We start from the raw sequence: 16,364 nt of genomic DNA, 5'->3' as shown, positions 1-16,364 counted from the left end.
CGTGTGCAGCAAATCTATAACTCTATTGTACGATAATAGCGTTCACAATGAATTGAGAATTTTCTGGAAACTTACAAAACAGCGGCAGTATATACGAATTTTGTAGCCAAACTTGCCGAGAAAAGCTACCATTAACGAATGAAGACTCGGCAAATTGCAAGTAAACCGCAAGCAAAGCACAGGCCGGACCCTATTCTATCAAAAAGGATGATAGCCCCATGAATCCAGTCTTAAACTGGCGCATAATTCCACTCACCGAAGAACAAGGCAAACAATTGTGCTGCTGGGCGTACGAGCCCCCCTGGGATATATGCAATTGGCCTTCATGGCAGGAAATGCTCGCTGACGGCAAGGAGTTCGCCGATCCGGCGATCAGGGCGGAGCAATACTGCGGCATTGTCGATGCCGATGGGCGGCTGTGCGGATTCGCGCAATTTTTCCCGCTTGCAGGCGTTACCCGGCTGGGGCTCGGACTAAGGCCGGACTTGTGCGGGCAAGGTCTCGGAGCCGCATTCATGAAGCTGATCGTGCAGGAAGCGCAGAGAAGATCGCCCGCGCAGGAAATCGATCTGGAAGTGCTGACCGATAACGAAAGGGCGATCCGCGCCTACGAAAAGGCCGGTTTTGCCGTTACGGATACGTATGAAAAAATGACGCCGTCAGGACCGGACGCATTTCACTGCATGGTCTATCAAAAGCACGAGTGAGCACCCGGACCCGGCTCTAAGCCGCATGCAAACCGCATGCAACCTGCAAGCTAGGAGTCTGTCCGATGAAGATTCTATGCACTCCGCCCGCCAGACTCCTAGCCGGAATGCACGCCGCCATAAGCAAGCTCGAACTGCCGGGCCGTGCTAAAGTCCAGCTCGGTCAAGCCACCCGCATGCCAGGTGGTCAGGCGGAGCGTGACCGTTTTATAATCGATGGCGATCAGGGGATGGTGGTTGCAGGCTTCCGCAATGCGGGCGACTTCGTTCACGAATCCGATTCCTTCAAGAAATTCGGCAAAACGATATTTTCTCACGATCCACTTCCGATCATCAAGCGTCCAGCCGGTCAAGCCCGCAAGACGGTTGGTAACCTCCTCCACGGACAGCTTTACGGACATCCGAACGCCTCCCTACTCGTAATCGTACACGGCCATATCGGCCGCGCTCTCGCCTGCATAGGTGCGCAGCAGCTCCAAAAACGGCAAGCCGTAGTTGCGGAACTTCACCTCGCCGACACCTTTGATCCGCAGCATGCCGGCTTCCGTCGTCGGACATATCTCGCTCATCTCGCGCAGCGTGCTGTCGGAGAAAATAATGTACGGCGGCACTTTCTCCCGCTGGGCAATTTCCCGGCGCAGCAGGCGAAGCTGCTCGAACAAGGTGTTGTCGACGGCAGCGGCTTTGATCTGCTGTTTGCGCACTTTTTGGTACACCTGCAGCTTGCCTTGCAAAACCTCCGCTGCTGGCTGCAGCAGCTTCACGACCGGATACTGGCCTTCGGACAGCTGCAAGTAGCCTTCGGAGATCAGCACGTTGATCAGGTCGGAAATTTCCTTTTCCGGCAAGTCACGCATTATACCGTATGTTTGCAGGCGGTCGAAGCGGTAGTCGAGAATTTTTTTGGCTTTCGAGCCCTTGAGCACGGAGGCGACCATCGAAATCCCGAACCGCTCTTGCATGCGCCGGATGCAGGAAAAGATTTTTTGCGCTTCGACGGTAATGTCCACGGTATCCCGGTCATCCTTGCAGGAGCTGCAGTTCCCGCATGTGTCTTTGACATTTTTTTCGTCAAAATAATGCAAAATATAATTGCGCAGGCAGCGGGGCGAGTAGCAGTAGTCGATCATGATCTGCAGCTTTTTGTACTCGTTCGCTTTGCGTTCAGGCGACAGCTGATTTTGCTCGATCAGGAACTTCTGCGTCATAATGTCCTGCGCGCTGAACAGCAGAATGCATTCGCTCGGCTCTCCGTCGCGCCCGGCGCGGCCCGCTTCCTGGTAATACGCCTCCATATTTTTCGGCATATTGTAGTGAATGACGTACCGCACGTTGGATTTATCGATGCCCATGCCAAAAGCGTTCGTCGCAATCATCACGCGAATATCGTCGTAAATGAACGACTCCTGCATATGGGAGCGCTCCTCGTCCGACAACCCGGCGTGATACCGGCCGACGGCGAACCCTTTTTTGCGCAGCAGCTCGTGAAGATCCTCCACTTCCTTGCGCGTGGCGGCATAAATAATGCCCGGCTGATGCGTATGCTCTTTGACATAGTTCAAAATGTAATCCCGCTTGTTCTCACCGCGCAAAATCGTCAGCTCCAGATTGTCCCGGCTGAAGCCGTTGATATAAATGCCCGCATCTTCCAGCTCCAGCAGCCGCGCGATGTCCTCCGTCACTTCAGCCGTAGCGGTCGCCGTAAAAGCGGCCACGATCGGGCGGTTCGGCAGCTCGCGGATAAACGGTGCAATCGCCACATAGCTCGGGCGAAAATCGTGCCCCCACTGCGACACACAGTGCGCCTCGTCGATGGCGACAAAGGGCAGGTTCAACGCGGCCATCCTGGCGCGGAACCGCTCCGACTCCAGGCGCTCGGGCGCTATGTACAGCAGCTTATATTTGCCCTGCATCGCCCCTTGGATACGCTGCTGCACTTCCCTCGCTTCCAGCGTGCTGTTGATGAACGTGGCAGGTATGCCCAAACTGTTCAGCGCATCCACCTGATCCTTCATCAGCGAAATAAGCGGCGAAATGACTAGCGTCACGCCATCCATGAGCAGTGCCGGAACTTGATAGCATATGGATTTGCCGCCTCCCGTAGGCATGATGCCGAGCGTATCCTTGCCCTCCAGAAGATTGGCGATAATATTTTTTTGGCCTTCGCGAAATTCCGGGTAACCGTAAACCTGCTGCAACACTTTTCTGGCTTCAGAAAGCATGGTTTCCATACTCCTTAACAAAGTTTAATCCATTCTTCCATGATACCATACTCTGTCAATTTGCTTCAGTACAATTGTTCCTCGACGGGCGGCCGGGCGAATGTGGGACAAAATCAACATGCGTACGGCAAACAAATATGTCCCTAAAAGCGTTCTGCGACGACGACGCATAGCTGCGGTTAAACCCCCGACTTCGGGCGACCATTCCCCCCAAAAATCCCTGCACTTTCGCAGGTTTTTGCGGGCTGGAAGCATGTGGTCGACCAACCGCTGTCATGAGGCGCAACACCGCACATTGGGAGCTGCACGCGGTGCGAAAAGCATGGCGGGCCTGTCCACCCGCCGCGCCAAGCGCCTTGAGAAGCGCGCGATATGCCAAAAAAGCCGGTTCCTCGCGGAACGGCCCTCTTTTCCTGCCCGGTTCGGTTATACCAAATAAATGACAGAGACGAGCTTTTCGCCGTCATGTACTTTCAGCACATGATTCGCGGAATCGTAACGAACCGTCCCGACTCCCACCTGCATCACGGGCGAACTGCCCAATCCGTAAAAAATGTCGTCAGCCAGCGTGCGCAGGCATTCCTCCCGCTCTTCCGCCGAAAGCTCCTGCCACTCTTCCTCGCTCATCTCGAACAAATCGTAATAACCGTCCACAAGCGCTATGCCGCGCATGAAATCGGTTACAATATCCTTATACTCCCTGCCGTATTTAATCCCCATTCGACTTCTCCTTTCGGTACGGCATCGGCAAACCGCCCATATGCGGCCACCCCTCATTCCGTAGTACCACTTTATCACATTATAGACAGGAATTGCAGAGTTAGTCGTCCGGGAATCCGTCAGAGAAATCGGGCATGCACAAAAGCGGCTTCTCCCACCAGGCGCCTTGCGGTACGGATAAAAAATTATACTTTGGCATAAACTATGGAAATGGGCAATTTCGGAAAAAATCTGTTACTATGGAAGAAGGAATGTACCGCTCGGAGGTAGAAAAAGCGCTCATGCTGAAACTGCAGATTTCCAAAAATCGAATGAACTACCTATTGAAGCAGATCCAGCACCACTATGACGCCGTCATACTGGAGCAAGGCTGGGAATATTATCACAAAAACCGTGTGACCCATGTTGAATTAGCCGGCACCAGCATCCGCGCGCGGGTCCAAGGAAATCAGGTCTACGAGACGGTCGTCAATCTCGAAGACTTCACGCATAGTCAATGCAGCTGCTCCTATGATGGTTATTGCAAACACATAGCCGCGGCTTTTTTCAGCTTGTACGCGCCGTACGGCCGCCCGGAGCTGCTGCTGCAGCAGCTCAAGCAGGCGATCCACACCCGGAAAAAGCCGATTCGCGGCGCCGCCGTGATCCCGGAACGCAAATCGGAAAAGCCGAACGTGCCGCTGGAAGCGTCGATGCCGGTGGAATGGCACCGTTTTTTTGAAGGCAAGTTTCACGGATTTTCCATTTCCCACCAGCATTCGATTGAAACTTTTTACGAATCGGCGCTGGAAACGCTGCCCGCTTACGCGGAAAACTGGAGAATATCGGTCCGGGAGCTGTATCGGCTCCATATCGTACTTTTTATGAACCGCAAGATCGAGCAGTTTTATCAGGAAACGAAAAGCTCCTACTTGTCTTATTATCATGAAAACGGCTGCAAAATCGCCGCCAAAAACTGCGAGGACCGGCTCGTTGAGGCGCTGGAACGCATCGATGGGAATAAGTCTTTTCGGGAAGATCCGAAGCATTGGCAGGCCACTTTGAAAATGCTCGGCGAGTTCGCCCTGCACGGCAAAGATAGTCCGATCGATTGGCTGTTCGTGTACCGGTCGGTTTGGTGGCAGCTCGCCGGGCAGACGGAGTGGCTGCAGGAAGAAATGCAGCGTCTGGATGTGCTGCTGGGCAAAAAAGAATCGCTCCCCCGCAAAAAAGATACGCTGATCATGGCGAGGGCCCATTTCGATATCGTCCAGGACCGAACGGATGCCGCTTTCCGGCAGCTTGCAGGGCTGAACCATCCGCAAACGAGAGATTTTTTTATTTACCTGAATTATTACTATAACGCGAGGCAGTGGGAAAAAACGCTGGTGTGGCTCCGCTATTTGCTGCCAACCGCCGCTACGGCGAACCATGACGATTTTCGCGCCTTCTGCCAATACTGGCAGGACACGGCCAAGCATCTGGATTCGGACAGCGAGTGGGTGCAGGTCATGGAATCGCTCCTCCCCCGCTCCTATTACTATTATACCGCCTACCTGCTGCATACGAAGCGGTACCGGCAGTGGATCGACCTCCAGCTCGCCAACCGCATCTCGCCGCTCAACTTGTATGCGCTTGAGCTGCGGGCGATCGAAGAGCACGATGCCGAGCTGCTGCTGCCGCTCTACCATCAAGCGGCGGAACGGGCGGTGCTGGAGAAAAACCGCGCCTCCTACAAAACAGCCGTCCGCCTCCTCAAAAAGCTGCACGGCTTCTACAAACAGCTCGGGCAGGAAGACCGCTGGGAGCACTACATTTATCGGCTGGCCGATAAATTCTCGCGGCTGCGCGCTTTTCAAGAAGAGCTGAAGAAAGGAAAATGGATTCGATGATCGAAACCAGCGCCCTTAAGGTTCACGTTAGCTTCATGCCCGGCGGCTCCCTGTTTCTGTGGGGCTCTCGGGAAAACGGCGGCATCTGGGATGCGCTCGATTTGAAGCATCTGTTGTTCGCCTGGCACCGGGCGTCTTTCTACGGCACGTTCTACGAGCCCGGCGAATGGCAGCACCGCGAAGGCATCGAACTTCCGCCGCTTGAGGCGCTCGAATATTTCAGCAATCCGCAGACGGCCCAGCATTTGAAGCTGATCTGGAGCCAGGAATGCTCCGATCTGATGCGGCTTGCCCCGGCAATCAAAGAAGCGCTGGCTCAAGGGGCTTTCATGCCCGATTACGACAAGTGGAAAACGGGTGAAATCGGCTGGAAGCTCCAGCTGCCCGAGGAGCTGCAAGCTTTGGAGACGCCGGCAAATCTGGCGTGGATTCATGCGCTGATCCCGGAATGGGTGGAGTCGGACGGCGTCATGAAAGACAATCTGCGCAAGCTCGAAGCCGCCTACCCGCTTATGCGGCGCGGCGAGATCGGCGCCGAGATTTGGCTCGACGAGGAAGACTGGCTCGTCGCGATCGGCTGGCGCCAGGACCGGACGCCGATGCGCACCTGCCTGCAGCTCGCCGAGCCCGACCTCGCGCACGGCCCTGACTGGCAGCTGCGCATCGTGCTGCAGGACCGGCTGGCGCCGGAGGTGCTGCGCACGGTGGCGCCTGACGGCACGCCCGTGCCGGGCGAGCTGCCACTGCCGGAGGCGTGGCAGCCGGAGATTGGCCGCGTGCAGCGCGACGCGGCCAAATGGCTGCGCATCCTGCCATGGCTGGATGCGGGCGGCGACGGCCTCGTCCTCCGTCAAGAACTGACGGAGGACGAGGCGTGGCGCTTCCTCGCGGAAGGAAGCGCAAGGCTTGTCGAGGCCGGGACGAGCGTCTTTCTCCCGGCCTGGTGGGACCGCATCCGCAAGCTGCGGCCGCGGCTGCGCGCGAAGATCAAGTCTTCCGTCGGCTCGGCCCGGGAAACGATGTTCGGCCTCGGCCAGCTGATGCAGTTCGATTGGAAGCTGGCCATAGGCGATTTGGAACTCACCGAAGAGGAGTTCCTGCTGCTTTTGGAAGAGAAGCGCAAGCTCATCCAGATTCGCGGCAATTGGGTCCAGCTCGACCCGCGTTTTATGGCTCAGGTCGAGCAGATCATGAAGCAGATGCGGAAGAAGCAGGGGCTTTCTTTCCGCGATGTGCTGGAGCTGCATCTGTCGGGCGAAGCCGGCGGCCTGCTGCCGGAAGAGGACGATCCCGATGCGATGCGCTACATCGAAATGGAAGTGGAGCTGAACGAGCAGCTGCGCCACATGATCGACCAGCTTACGCAAACTTCGGCGATTCCGCGGACGGAGCCGCCGGCCAGCTTCCAAGGCTCGCTGCGCCACTATCAGGTGGATGGCATCTCCTGGCTCCTGTTCCTGCGCCGTTTTGGGCTCGGCGGATGTCTCGCCGACGACATGGGTCTCGGCAAAACGATCCAGTGGATCACATATTTGCTGTCCGTCAAAGAGTCCGAGCAGCCGGATGCGCCGTCGCTGCTCATTTGCCCGACCTCCGTGCTGGGCAACTGGCAGATGGAGCTGAAGCGCTTCGCGCCGTCGCTGAAAGTGCACCTGCACTACGGGCCGCAGCGGCTGAAAGGACCCGACTTTGCGGAGACCGTCCGTCAGACGGATTTGGTGCTGACCTCCTACACGCTGTCTCATTTGGATGAAGCGGAGCTGGCCTCTGTAGCCTGGAACTCCATCTGTCTGGATGAGGCTCAAAATATAAAAAACGCTTATACGAAGCAGGCGTCCGCCATTCGCCGCCTTAACGGCTACCACCGCATCGCGCTGACCGGGACACCGATCGAGAACAGGCTGACCGAGCTGTGGTCGATCTTCGATTTCGCGAATCCGGGCTATCTGGGTACGATCCGCGAATTCACGCACCGCTATGTGAACGCGATCGAGCGGACGCGCGACAGCGATACGATCGGCAAGGTGCAAAAGCTGATCCGTCCTTTCCTGCTCCGCCGCGTGAAAAAGGACCCGGCGATCCAGCTCGATCTGCCGGAGAAGAACGAGTCCAAAACGTTCATCTCGCTGACTGCCGAGCAGGGCTCGCTGTACGAGAATTACATTCAGGACATGTTCGACCGGCTGGATACGCTCTCTCCTATGGAGCGGCGCGGTTTGATCCTCGCCGCGCTGACGAAGCTCAAGCAGGTGTGCAACCACCCTGCCCTGATGCTCAAGGAAGGCCCCGGCGCGCCGTGGAGCGGCCGTTCGAACAAGCTGGAGAGGCTGCTTGAGATGGTGCAGGAGCTGCGCCAGGAAGGCGACAAATGCTTGATTTTCACGCAATTTGTCGAGACGGGCTTGCTGCTGCAGCAAGTGCTGCAGCAGGAGCTCGTCGAACCCGTGCTGTTCCTGCACGGGGGCACGTCCAAAACAGCGCGCGACGAGATGATCGCGCACTTTCAAGATGCCGGCCTGCCGGCCGAGGAGCAGCGCTGCGTCTTCATCCTGTCGCTGAAAGCCGGCGGCATCGGGTTGAACCTGACGGCGGCGAGCCATGTGTTCCACTACGACCGCTGGTGGAACCCCGCCGTCGAGAATCAGGCGACGGACCGCGCCTTCCGCATCGGGCAGACGCGCCATGTCCAGGTGCACAAGTTCGTGACGCTGGGCACGCTGGAGGAGCGCATCGACGAGATGATCGAGCGCAAGCTGGCCTTAAGCCAGCAGATCGTCGGCGCCGGCGAGAACTGGATCACGGAGCTGTCGACCGACGAGCTGCGGGATTTGTTTTCGCTGCGGCGCGAATGGGTCGAGGCGTAAGCCGCCGCGCCATGCTTCCAGGCTGAGGCTGATATGTCGCCCGCAGGATGATTTTGTTTTTGCCAGCGCAGCCGGTAACTTGGATTCTGGCGGTCGGAGTTACTTTTGTGACTGCCTATAAGCTACTAACGCTGCGTAGAATCCGTCATTTCGCATAAACTTGCCATCTATTGAGTTCAATCGGACAGACTTCTAGGCGACTTGGCTGCGGCGAACGCAAAACCTGCAAAAGTGCAGGCTTTTTCGTCGGAAGTAGTTAGTTTTGAGGAAAAGCCTGCGATTGTGCAGGAATTTTCGATGAAAATAGGTTTTTGCCCTCCGTATGAGCGAAAAAACTGCAGATTTGCAGGAATTGCTCGAAACCGGAGCATCAAGGAGCAAAAAGATGTATTTTTGCAGGTTTTCTGAGCCCGATGCCGGTCAGTGACCCACTAATTGGCTCTAGTAAGCGAGTTTTTCGGTCGTCTCATTTATGAAAGCTTTTCTTTTGCTGCCGTTGTTTCAACTTGGCTCCCTCACAGCAGTCTTGCTCAAATGATCGATTCCGCAGTATAATAACATCTATGAGACGAAGAACGTCCCGCTTCATTCATTTGCGAATGAAACCGGGACGTTCTTTCTTTATTTTCGGGAGGGATGTAAGGGATGAATTTTGAGGAGGCGCATGCCGGGTTTATCCGGTACCATTTGCAGAGAAGGACAGGAGAACGAAGAGGCCGGCTGGAGCGGGGGCATCAGGAGGCGGAGAGCTTGTTTTGCCGCAACGTTTGGTGGCATCTCCGGGGCAACTTTGACGATTTGCATCCGGAATTCGAGGTACTCGACTGGCGGGGTCTATCGTATTTTTGCGATTTCGCCTGGCTGACCCAGGCTGTGAAGCTAATTATCGAAATCAAAGGCTTCGGTCCGCACGTCCGGGATATGGACAGACAAAAATATTGCAACGAGCTGAACCGGGAAACTTTTTTATCCGCCATGGGTTTTCAAGTGATCTCTTTCGCTTATGACGACGTCGCTCAGCACCCCGAGCTGTGCATCACGCTGCTGCGCATGGTGCTTAGCCGCTATCATTCAGAGGCTTCTCCGGTCAGCCTGACAAGCGTGGCGGAACGGGAAATTGTCCGTCTCGCCTGCCGTCTTGCCCGGCCGCTGCGCCCAATCGACTTGGAAGCCCATCTAAGCGTCAACCATCGCTCAGCCGTTCGAACGCTGCAATCGCTCTGCGCGAAGGGCTTGCTTTCCGCTGCAACCGGAGCGGACGGCAAACACGTCGTACGGTACGAGCTTCAGCGAAGCGCGGTACAGTTGCTGTAGCAGCAACAGCGTGAAATTTTCCCGTACATTGCAAGGCGTTCCTAACCGGCACGCGGTTTTGAAGCGCAAAGGGATGTCCCAAACGTAACGGAGTGTCGAGATTTTTACAAAAAATTAGATTTCCCGCCGTTTTTTTTGCGTGAAGCCAGTGATGTCTTAGTCGGCTCATCTGCGGGCGGCCTCCTAATCGCTGTTGCGACCGGCACGTTCATTGCAGTTATGCAATGGAACTGGGGTTTCGAGCGGTTCGAGGTGTTCAACGACTACCGTTGCAAAATATGCAACGCACCTAAAAAGCCAATTCCGGGAACAATTCCTCTCGTTCGTGGATTTCGGCATGCCGCGAATCCGGCGTTCCTGCGGTTCCGGCATGATTTCACTGCGACTGAACGGGGTTCTTGGAGTCCCGCGGGGGGGAGTTGCGTCATTCCGCAACACACCCCTTCACTGAGGACTCCTAACCGGAAAACCTGCGAAAGTACAGGCTTTTTCGATGGAAACGGCCCGTTTTTGGGAAAAGCCTGCGATTGTGCAGGAATTATCCGCCATGAGGGGGTTTAGCCCTACGATTTAGCGGAAAGCCTGCAGATTTGCAGGAATTTCCCGTGGCAAGCGTACCAGGGCGAAAAAAGATGTACTTTTGCAGGCTTTTTGAGTATCGCCCCGATCTAGAAAGACAAATTTGCTTGCCTTGGAGGTCTGGCGGGCGGAGTCGCTGCTTAGTTCTCCCGCCAGACTCCTAGGCCGCGAGAATTTCGCAGCCGCTTGGGTCGTTTTGCGCTCATAGAGGTTTTCGCTCTTTCAAAGCAGCAGATCCAGAAAGACGTAGCAGCCGTCCCCGAGTGCGCACGAGAATGTTTGAATTTGGCGGGATGTTTCCAGATCGGTGTACACCTGCGACAGGATGCCCTGTTTGTGCATCTTCATCATCAGGATGTTGGAAATGAAATACGGTCTCCAAATCCAGTTGGAGCCGCGGTATTCCTCATTTTTCCTCCAACCCGCTTCGCTTCGGAAATAATTGGATGAAATCTGATACCCGTCTTCCCGGCATATGTAGATGCGCATGCAGTTATCCGTCACGATGCCTGCCATCCGCTCAATGACTTCGTCCGCATCTTCCGCCCCGCCGATGGCAGGCGCTGCGTTCAACAGGTGATTCACGCTTTGTTTCACGCTGAACAGCCTATTGTACCGCTCGAATTCCGCCTGGGAGAACAGATTCATCTCTTCCTTCAACATCGATTTGAAGGCATCCTTGTCCTGCAGCCGGGCTTCCGCTTTGGAAAACAAAAAGCCCTGCACGTATCTCGCCCCGGCCTGAAGCGCCTGGTGCAGCTCCTGCTTCGTCTCTACTCCTTCTACGAGCAAAGAGGCTCCCATCTGTTCCGCCAAAATGGAAAAAGATTGCATCAAAGCTTTGTACCCTGCGTGAGTGGCGCTCTTTTTCAAAATAAGGAGGTCGATCTTCAATATTTTTGGCTGCAGGCTGGCAATGCGGTCAAAGTCGCTGAAGCCGCTCCCGACATCGTCGATCGCAATGGTGCAGCCCGCTTCGCGGTACAACTGGACAATTTCCGTAAGTTCCTGAAGGTGGCCCTTGAACTCCTCTTCGGTAATCTCGATTACGATACGCGCCGGATCGATCCCGTATTTCCGGATCAGCTCAATCGTGGGAAGCTTGCCGCTCTGCTTGTAAGTTTTGTAAATCCACGACGGCTTCAAGTTCAGAAATAGCGCAACGTCTTCATCCGCAGCGGCCAGCCGGTCGATCGCCAGCTCCCTCACATGCCTGTCGATCAAAAGCTGCTGTTCCTCCGGAATGTCCCTGCTCGTAAAGAAGGGTCCAAGACTTTCCACCCGATCTTGTCGAATCCTTCTTCCCAATGACTCGTAACCGGCGATCTCCTGATTCCGTAGAGAAACAATCGGCTGAAAATAGGGAGCCACTTCTTGTTTCGACGGGATCCTACTGTCATTTTGCTGCACGCTGCCGCCTTCCTTTCAACGGGTTTCTCTGCAAACGAACGATTCAACATTTTTGGAAAAGATTGTTGAAAGTATTGTAATCGACATCCTACTATCATGCAACGACATATGGCAGGAATTTTGACGTAATATGTCGAATATTTTCAAAAAAATTTTATTTAGAAGGATGTTAGGAGACTTCTTTCCGTGAAATCTTTTTCGAGGCTGCGCCTTTCTTTCATTTATGTCATTATCATTATCGCTTTGCTGGCGCTTGTGAGCACATACAGCTACGTGGCTTCACGCAACGTGGAGCACGAGAGCAGCGCGATCGTCAACGATGCGATTCCGATTACGACGGCCGTCAATAATTTATTGACGGATTTGATTAATCAGGAGACCGGCTTGCGGGGCTATGAATTGGTAGGCGACGAGCAATATTTGCAGCCTTTTACGGCCGGAAAAGAGCAGTTGGACAAAGATTTGGCCACCATTCGCGCGTTCGAAGACACTTATCCCACCCTGCGCTTGTTAGTCGAGACGCAGGCTGTTCCAATTATCAACAATTTGCAAAACCACTATAACAACCAGATCAACCTCATCAAAAGCGGCAATCTGGAGGAAGCCAAAACCCGGATCATCAACGGCAAAACGTTAATGGATCGCTACCGCCTCATTCACAGCAGCATGCTGTCGGACATCGACCATATTACGGCCGACGCCTACGAAGCTTCCAAGAAAGCGGGCAAATATTCCCGTGCCATTAGTTTGATCGGCAGTTTCATCGGCATCGTGATCGGCGGCTTGTCGGTCGTTATCTTCTCCCGCGCGAACCAGGCGGAGAAAGATTTGCGCAGCAGCGAAGAAACGTACCGCTACATGGCCGAAAGCCTGGAAACGCAGAACGAGGAAATCATTGCCCAGCAGGAAGAGCAGCAGGTGACGCTCGCCAAGTTGTCGGAACGCGAACACGAGCTTGAGCTGATCAGCTCCTACCAGGAAAAGCTTACAGGGTATTTCGAGCTGAACGATTTCCTGGGACATTCCCTTCCCGCCCTGCTCGACTCCCTCTTGATGGATTCCGCCCTGGTCGTCATGAAGCGCGAGGATCGTCACCCCGCCGAATACGAAGTGATCTATGCGGTCGGCTACCCGCTGGAATACGTGGGCCGGGCTGAAGCGGAGCTGTTCGGTCCGGCAAAGCGCGTCTTTGACGAGGGGGCCGTGATTGTGCGCAGCCGCATGCTGTCAGGCAACGAACGGGGTCTGCATGAGAGCATTTCGAATGCTGTGGACCAATACTTCCCGCTTTTTGACGACAAGCAAAAGGTGATCGGCTTCCTGCTGTTGACCGAGTATCAGCAAACTTCCTTGCACGAAGACAATCAGCGCCTGGTCCGCGGCCTGATCCGGCAGTTCGGGCTGGCCTTCCATACCCAGGTGCTGAACGAAGAGCGCCGCAGGCAGTCGGTCCATCTGGAAGAGCTGAACGATCAATTGATCAAGGAGAAACAGTTCATCGAAGATCAGCGCGACCTGATCGAAAGCATTCTCGAAGCCGCTCACGAAGGCATGATGATGTGCGACTCGCAAGGCGTCGTCTTGTTTGCGAATCAGCGGATGGAGCGGTATTTCAAACTGCACCGGCACATCGGCCGCAATCTTGTGGAAAGCTGTTACGAAATTGCCCGCGAGACGGCCGGCTTCACGGCAGTAGCTTCTTCCATTCAAACTATGCTGGAAGGCGGGCTCCCGCATTTGACGCAGCGGTTCAGCTTCGGGACTGAGGAAACGCTGCAGCATGCCGAACTGTATGCTACCGTCGTCGGCGGAGAGGCGGTTCTGAAAGGCTATTTGTTCGTATTCCGCGACCGGACCGAAGAGGAACGGGTCGACGAAATGAAAAACGAGTTTATCAGCATCGTGTCTCATGAGCTGAGAACACCGCTGGCGAGTGTCCTCGGTTTCATCGAGATACTTATTCACCGCGATCTTCCGCAAGAAAAACAGAAGAAGTACATGGACACGATTCATAAGGAAGCGCTGCGTCTATCGAATCTGATTAACGATTTTCTCGATTTGCAGCGCATGGAATCCGGCAAGCAGGTGTATCATTTCTCCCCGGTTGACCTGGTTCCCGCCGTGCAGGAAGTTGTCGAGCAATGGCAAAATAAAGAGCACCGCATTATCGTCCGCCAGCAGCAACCGGAGCTCTGGGTTCGCGCCGACGCGGACAGGCTTCGCCAAGTGTTCCATAATCTGATCAGCAACGCCATCAAATATTCGCCCGGCGCGGATCGGGTTGACATTTACCTGGCTACCGCGGGCGGCAAAGCTTCCATATCCGTGCAGGATTACGGCCTCGGCATCCCGGAAGACGCCCACGAGCATCTTTTCACCAAGTTTTTCCGTGTCGATAACTCGGACAGGCGGCAAATCGGCGGCACAGGGCTCGGCCTTGCCATCGTCAAAGAAATTATCGAGGGCCATGCCGGCCGGGTAAGCTTCAGCTCCGAGATGGGCGTAGGGACGACTTTCACGCTGGAGCTGGATTTGTTCGAGCTGTCCTCAATCGACGGCCGGATCGTCATCTTCGAGGATGACGATAATTTGGCCAAGCTGATTCAAGTCGCTTTGAACAAACTCGGGCTTCCTTCCATGCAGTTCCGCTCGGCGGAAGAAGGCATTCTTGCCCTGGAGCGCGAAAGCGCCGCCCGCCCGCTGCTGTTTATCGTCGACATCCTTCTGGAAGGGACGAAGACGGGCTGGGATTTCCTTGCGGAGCTGTACCGCCATCCCGTGTACTGCCAAACGCCTGTGATCGTGTCCACAGCTCTGGATCCGCCGCATGACTACCAGGAGAAAGAAATCGAGAAATATATGAAAAAGCCTTTCACGATGGAGCGGCTCGTGCAAGTGGCCCAGCGGCTGCTGGATTCGCATGGGCACCATTCTTACGTATTCCCGGCCCAGGATAAGGAATACCTCTCGACGGTCCTGGAACGCAGCGGTATCGAGGTATCGGAGATGAAAGAAAATCTCGATATGATCGAAGTGGAGATCAAGAAAGCTTCGCCCCCAGCGGCCCCGAAACGCCCAACCGGGCAGTAGCGGCCCTCGCCGTCAACTGAGCAAGACGCCTCATTCCGCTTGAGATAGCGGTTTCGGAGGCGTCTTTTCTTATCCTTCGAGGCCGCATTTTCAATTTTTGTAAAGATAAAGGATTTTCTCTCCTTCGCAGCCAATATACTGTAGAAAAAAAGAGGAAAGGCGTGATCGAGTGGCACAGCTAGAACCCGTTTCCGGCGGGCGGCCTGCCCGCAAGGCCTGGGCATTGTTTTTCTCCCTGCCCATCCTGTCCTGGGCGATGTACGATTTTGCCAATACGATATTTTCGTCCAACATTGTCACGATCTTTTATCCTTTTTATTTGACCGGGGCGCTCGGCAAAAGCGAAGAAATGAACCAGATCGCGAGCACTTTCATTACGTATTCCAACGCTGTTTCCGCTTTGTTTCTCGTCCTGCTCTCCCCCTTGTTCGGAGTATGGATCGACCGGACAGGCAAGAAAAAAGCGTTCCTCGTCCCCTTCACGCTCATCTGCATCGCCGCCACGCTGCTCATGGGAGCTTCGGCTCTTTGGCCTACGGAACGGCAGTGGGCGGGCCTCAACGCTTCGATTGTGGGTGTCATCTTTTTCTTTATGATCGCCAAATTTTTCTACAATTCGTGCCTGGTCTTTTACGATTCCATGATCTCCGACCTCGGCAACGCCCGGGAACTGCCCGTCATTTCCGGCTTCGGCGTCGCTGTCGGGTATATCGGCACGCTCGTCGGGCTTGTCGTTTTCCCGCTGATCGGGGATAAGCACTACGAGTACACGTTCATCCCCAGCGCATTGATGTTCCTGCTGTTCTCCTTGCCGATCATGCTCTTTTATAAAGAAAAACCTGCGGCATCGGCAGACGCCGGGAAATCGCTGCTGAGCGGCTACCGGGAAATTTGGCTGACGTTCAAAGAGGCCAGACGTTATCGTGCAGCCTTTCTTTTTATGATCGCTTACTTCTTTTTTAACGATGCGATTGCTACGGCGATTGCCGTGATGGCGGTCTATGCCAGTACGGTCATGGGCTTCAGCACCGGACAGTTTATTTTGCTCTATCTGGTATCGACGGTTTCCAGCATTATAGGCTCCTTCCTGTTCGGCTACATTACCCGCGCTCTTGGCCCCAAACGCGCCGTATCGGCGGTCGCCGCCATTCTGATCGTGGCGATTGCGCTCGCCTCTTCGGCCGCCAGCCAAAGCCTTTTCTGGATTGCCGGCAGCCTGTACGGCGTGTCGATGGGCGCGATGTGGGTGACTTCCCGCACGCTGATTGTGGAGCTGACGCCGGAGGACAAGCGCGGCCAGTTTTTCGGCTTATTCGCCTTTTCCGGCAAAGTGTCCTCGATTGTAGGCCCCGCTCTCTACGGCTCGATTACATGGGCGCTCGCCGACTCCGGCAACCTCGCCAGCCGCATCGCCCTCGGTTCCTTGATGATTCTTGTCGTCATCGGACTGTTCGTGCATGTCCGGGTGCCGTATGCGACAAAGACGCCGCAAAGCTGACCGCGCCCCCTCCGGCTTCCCGCAGTCTTGCGCAAAAGTTGCTTTCCGGCAGCAGGCTCGTTACAATAAGAAATAAATGAAAGGCGTGA

At 55.1% G+C, this 16,364-nt stretch carries 10 protein-coding genes and 1 pseudogene; 7 read left to right on the top strand and 4 right to left on the bottom strand.

Annotated elements, in window-relative coordinates; all coding sequences use genetic code 11:
* Positions 1 to 71: 71 nt before the first annotated feature.
* Both AC0LWT_RS30565 and AC0LWT_RS30560 read left to right on the top strand, forming a co-directional pair.
* Positions 72 to 164, top strand: a pseudogene (locus tag AC0LWT_RS30565) (hypothetical protein); the annotation flags it as partial.
* 54 nt (positions 165 to 218) lie between these two features.
* Positions 219 to 707 (top strand): GNAT family N-acetyltransferase, encoded by a 489-nt coding sequence (locus AC0LWT_RS30560; RefSeq protein WP_474685064.1) that lies wholly within the window; start codon positions 219 to 221, stop codon positions 705 to 707.
* Between the two features lie 98 nt (positions 708 to 805).
* Here the strand turns inward: AC0LWT_RS30560 and AC0LWT_RS30555 are convergent, their stop codons facing one another.
* From AC0LWT_RS30555 to AC0LWT_RS30545, 3 genes are all read right to left on the bottom strand, one after another.
* Positions 806 to 1,108 (bottom strand): 4a-hydroxytetrahydrobiopterin dehydratase, encoded by a 303-nt coding sequence (locus tag AC0LWT_RS30555; protein WP_474685063.1) that lies wholly within the window; start codon positions 1,106 to 1,108, stop codon positions 806 to 808.
* Between the two features lie 12 nt (positions 1,109 to 1,120).
* A complete protein-coding gene (gene recQ, locus AC0LWT_RS30550; protein ID WP_474685062.1) occupies positions 1,121 to 2,929 on the bottom strand; it encodes a DNA helicase RecQ in 1,809 nt (602 codons plus the stop codon).
* Between the two features lie 426 nt (positions 2,930 to 3,355).
* Entirely contained in the window at positions 3,356 to 3,649 is a 294-nt protein-coding gene (locus AC0LWT_RS30545) for a hypothetical protein (protein WP_474685061.1), read from the bottom strand.
* 239 nt (positions 3,650 to 3,888) lie between these two features.
* Here AC0LWT_RS30545 and AC0LWT_RS30540 point away from each other — a divergent pair, with 239 nt between their 5' ends.
* From AC0LWT_RS30540 to AC0LWT_RS30530, 3 genes are all read left to right on the top strand, one after another.
* On the top strand, positions 3,889 to 5,520 hold the full coding sequence (locus AC0LWT_RS30540; RefSeq protein ID WP_474685060.1) for an SWIM zinc finger family protein: 1,632 nt from the start codon (positions 3,889 to 3,891) through the stop codon (positions 5,518 to 5,520).
* Complete coding sequence (locus AC0LWT_RS30535; RefSeq protein WP_474685059.1) at positions 5,508 to 8,384, top strand: DEAD/DEAH box helicase; 2,877 nt, start codon at positions 5,508 to 5,510, stop codon at positions 8,382 to 8,384. The genes AC0LWT_RS30540 and AC0LWT_RS30535 overlap by 13 nt, the downstream gene beginning before the upstream one ends.
* Positions 8,385 to 9,029: 645 nt before the next feature.
* Positions 9,030 to 9,698: a DUF559 domain-containing protein gene (locus tag AC0LWT_RS30530; RefSeq protein WP_474685058.1), complete on the top strand. Its 669-nt coding sequence runs from the start codon at positions 9,030 to 9,032 to the stop codon at positions 9,696 to 9,698.
* A gap of 801 nt (positions 9,699 to 10,499) precedes the next feature.
* Here the strand turns inward: AC0LWT_RS30530 and AC0LWT_RS30525 are convergent.
* Complete coding sequence (locus tag AC0LWT_RS30525) at positions 10,500 to 11,687, bottom strand: EAL domain-containing protein (RefSeq protein WP_474685057.1); 1,188 nt, start codon at positions 11,685 to 11,687, stop codon at positions 10,500 to 10,502.
* A 186-nt stretch (positions 11,688 to 11,873) separates the two neighbouring features.
* Between AC0LWT_RS30525 and AC0LWT_RS30520 the strand changes: the two genes are divergently transcribed.
* Entirely contained in the window at positions 11,874 to 14,777 is a 2,904-nt protein-coding gene (locus AC0LWT_RS30520) for an ATP-binding protein (protein ID WP_474685056.1), read from the top strand.
* Positions 14,778 to 14,946: 169 nt separating this feature from the next.
* A complete protein-coding gene (locus AC0LWT_RS30515) occupies positions 14,947 to 16,275 on the top strand; it encodes an MFS transporter (protein ID WP_474685055.1) in 1,329 nt (442 codons plus the stop codon).
* Positions 16,276 to 16,364: the final 89 nt, after the last annotated feature.

It is taken from the genome of Paenibacillus sp. sgz302164 (assembly GCF_056120505.1).
The sequence above is the reverse complement of the archived record's forward strand: the minus strand, read 5'-3'. Positions and strand labels throughout refer to the sequence as shown.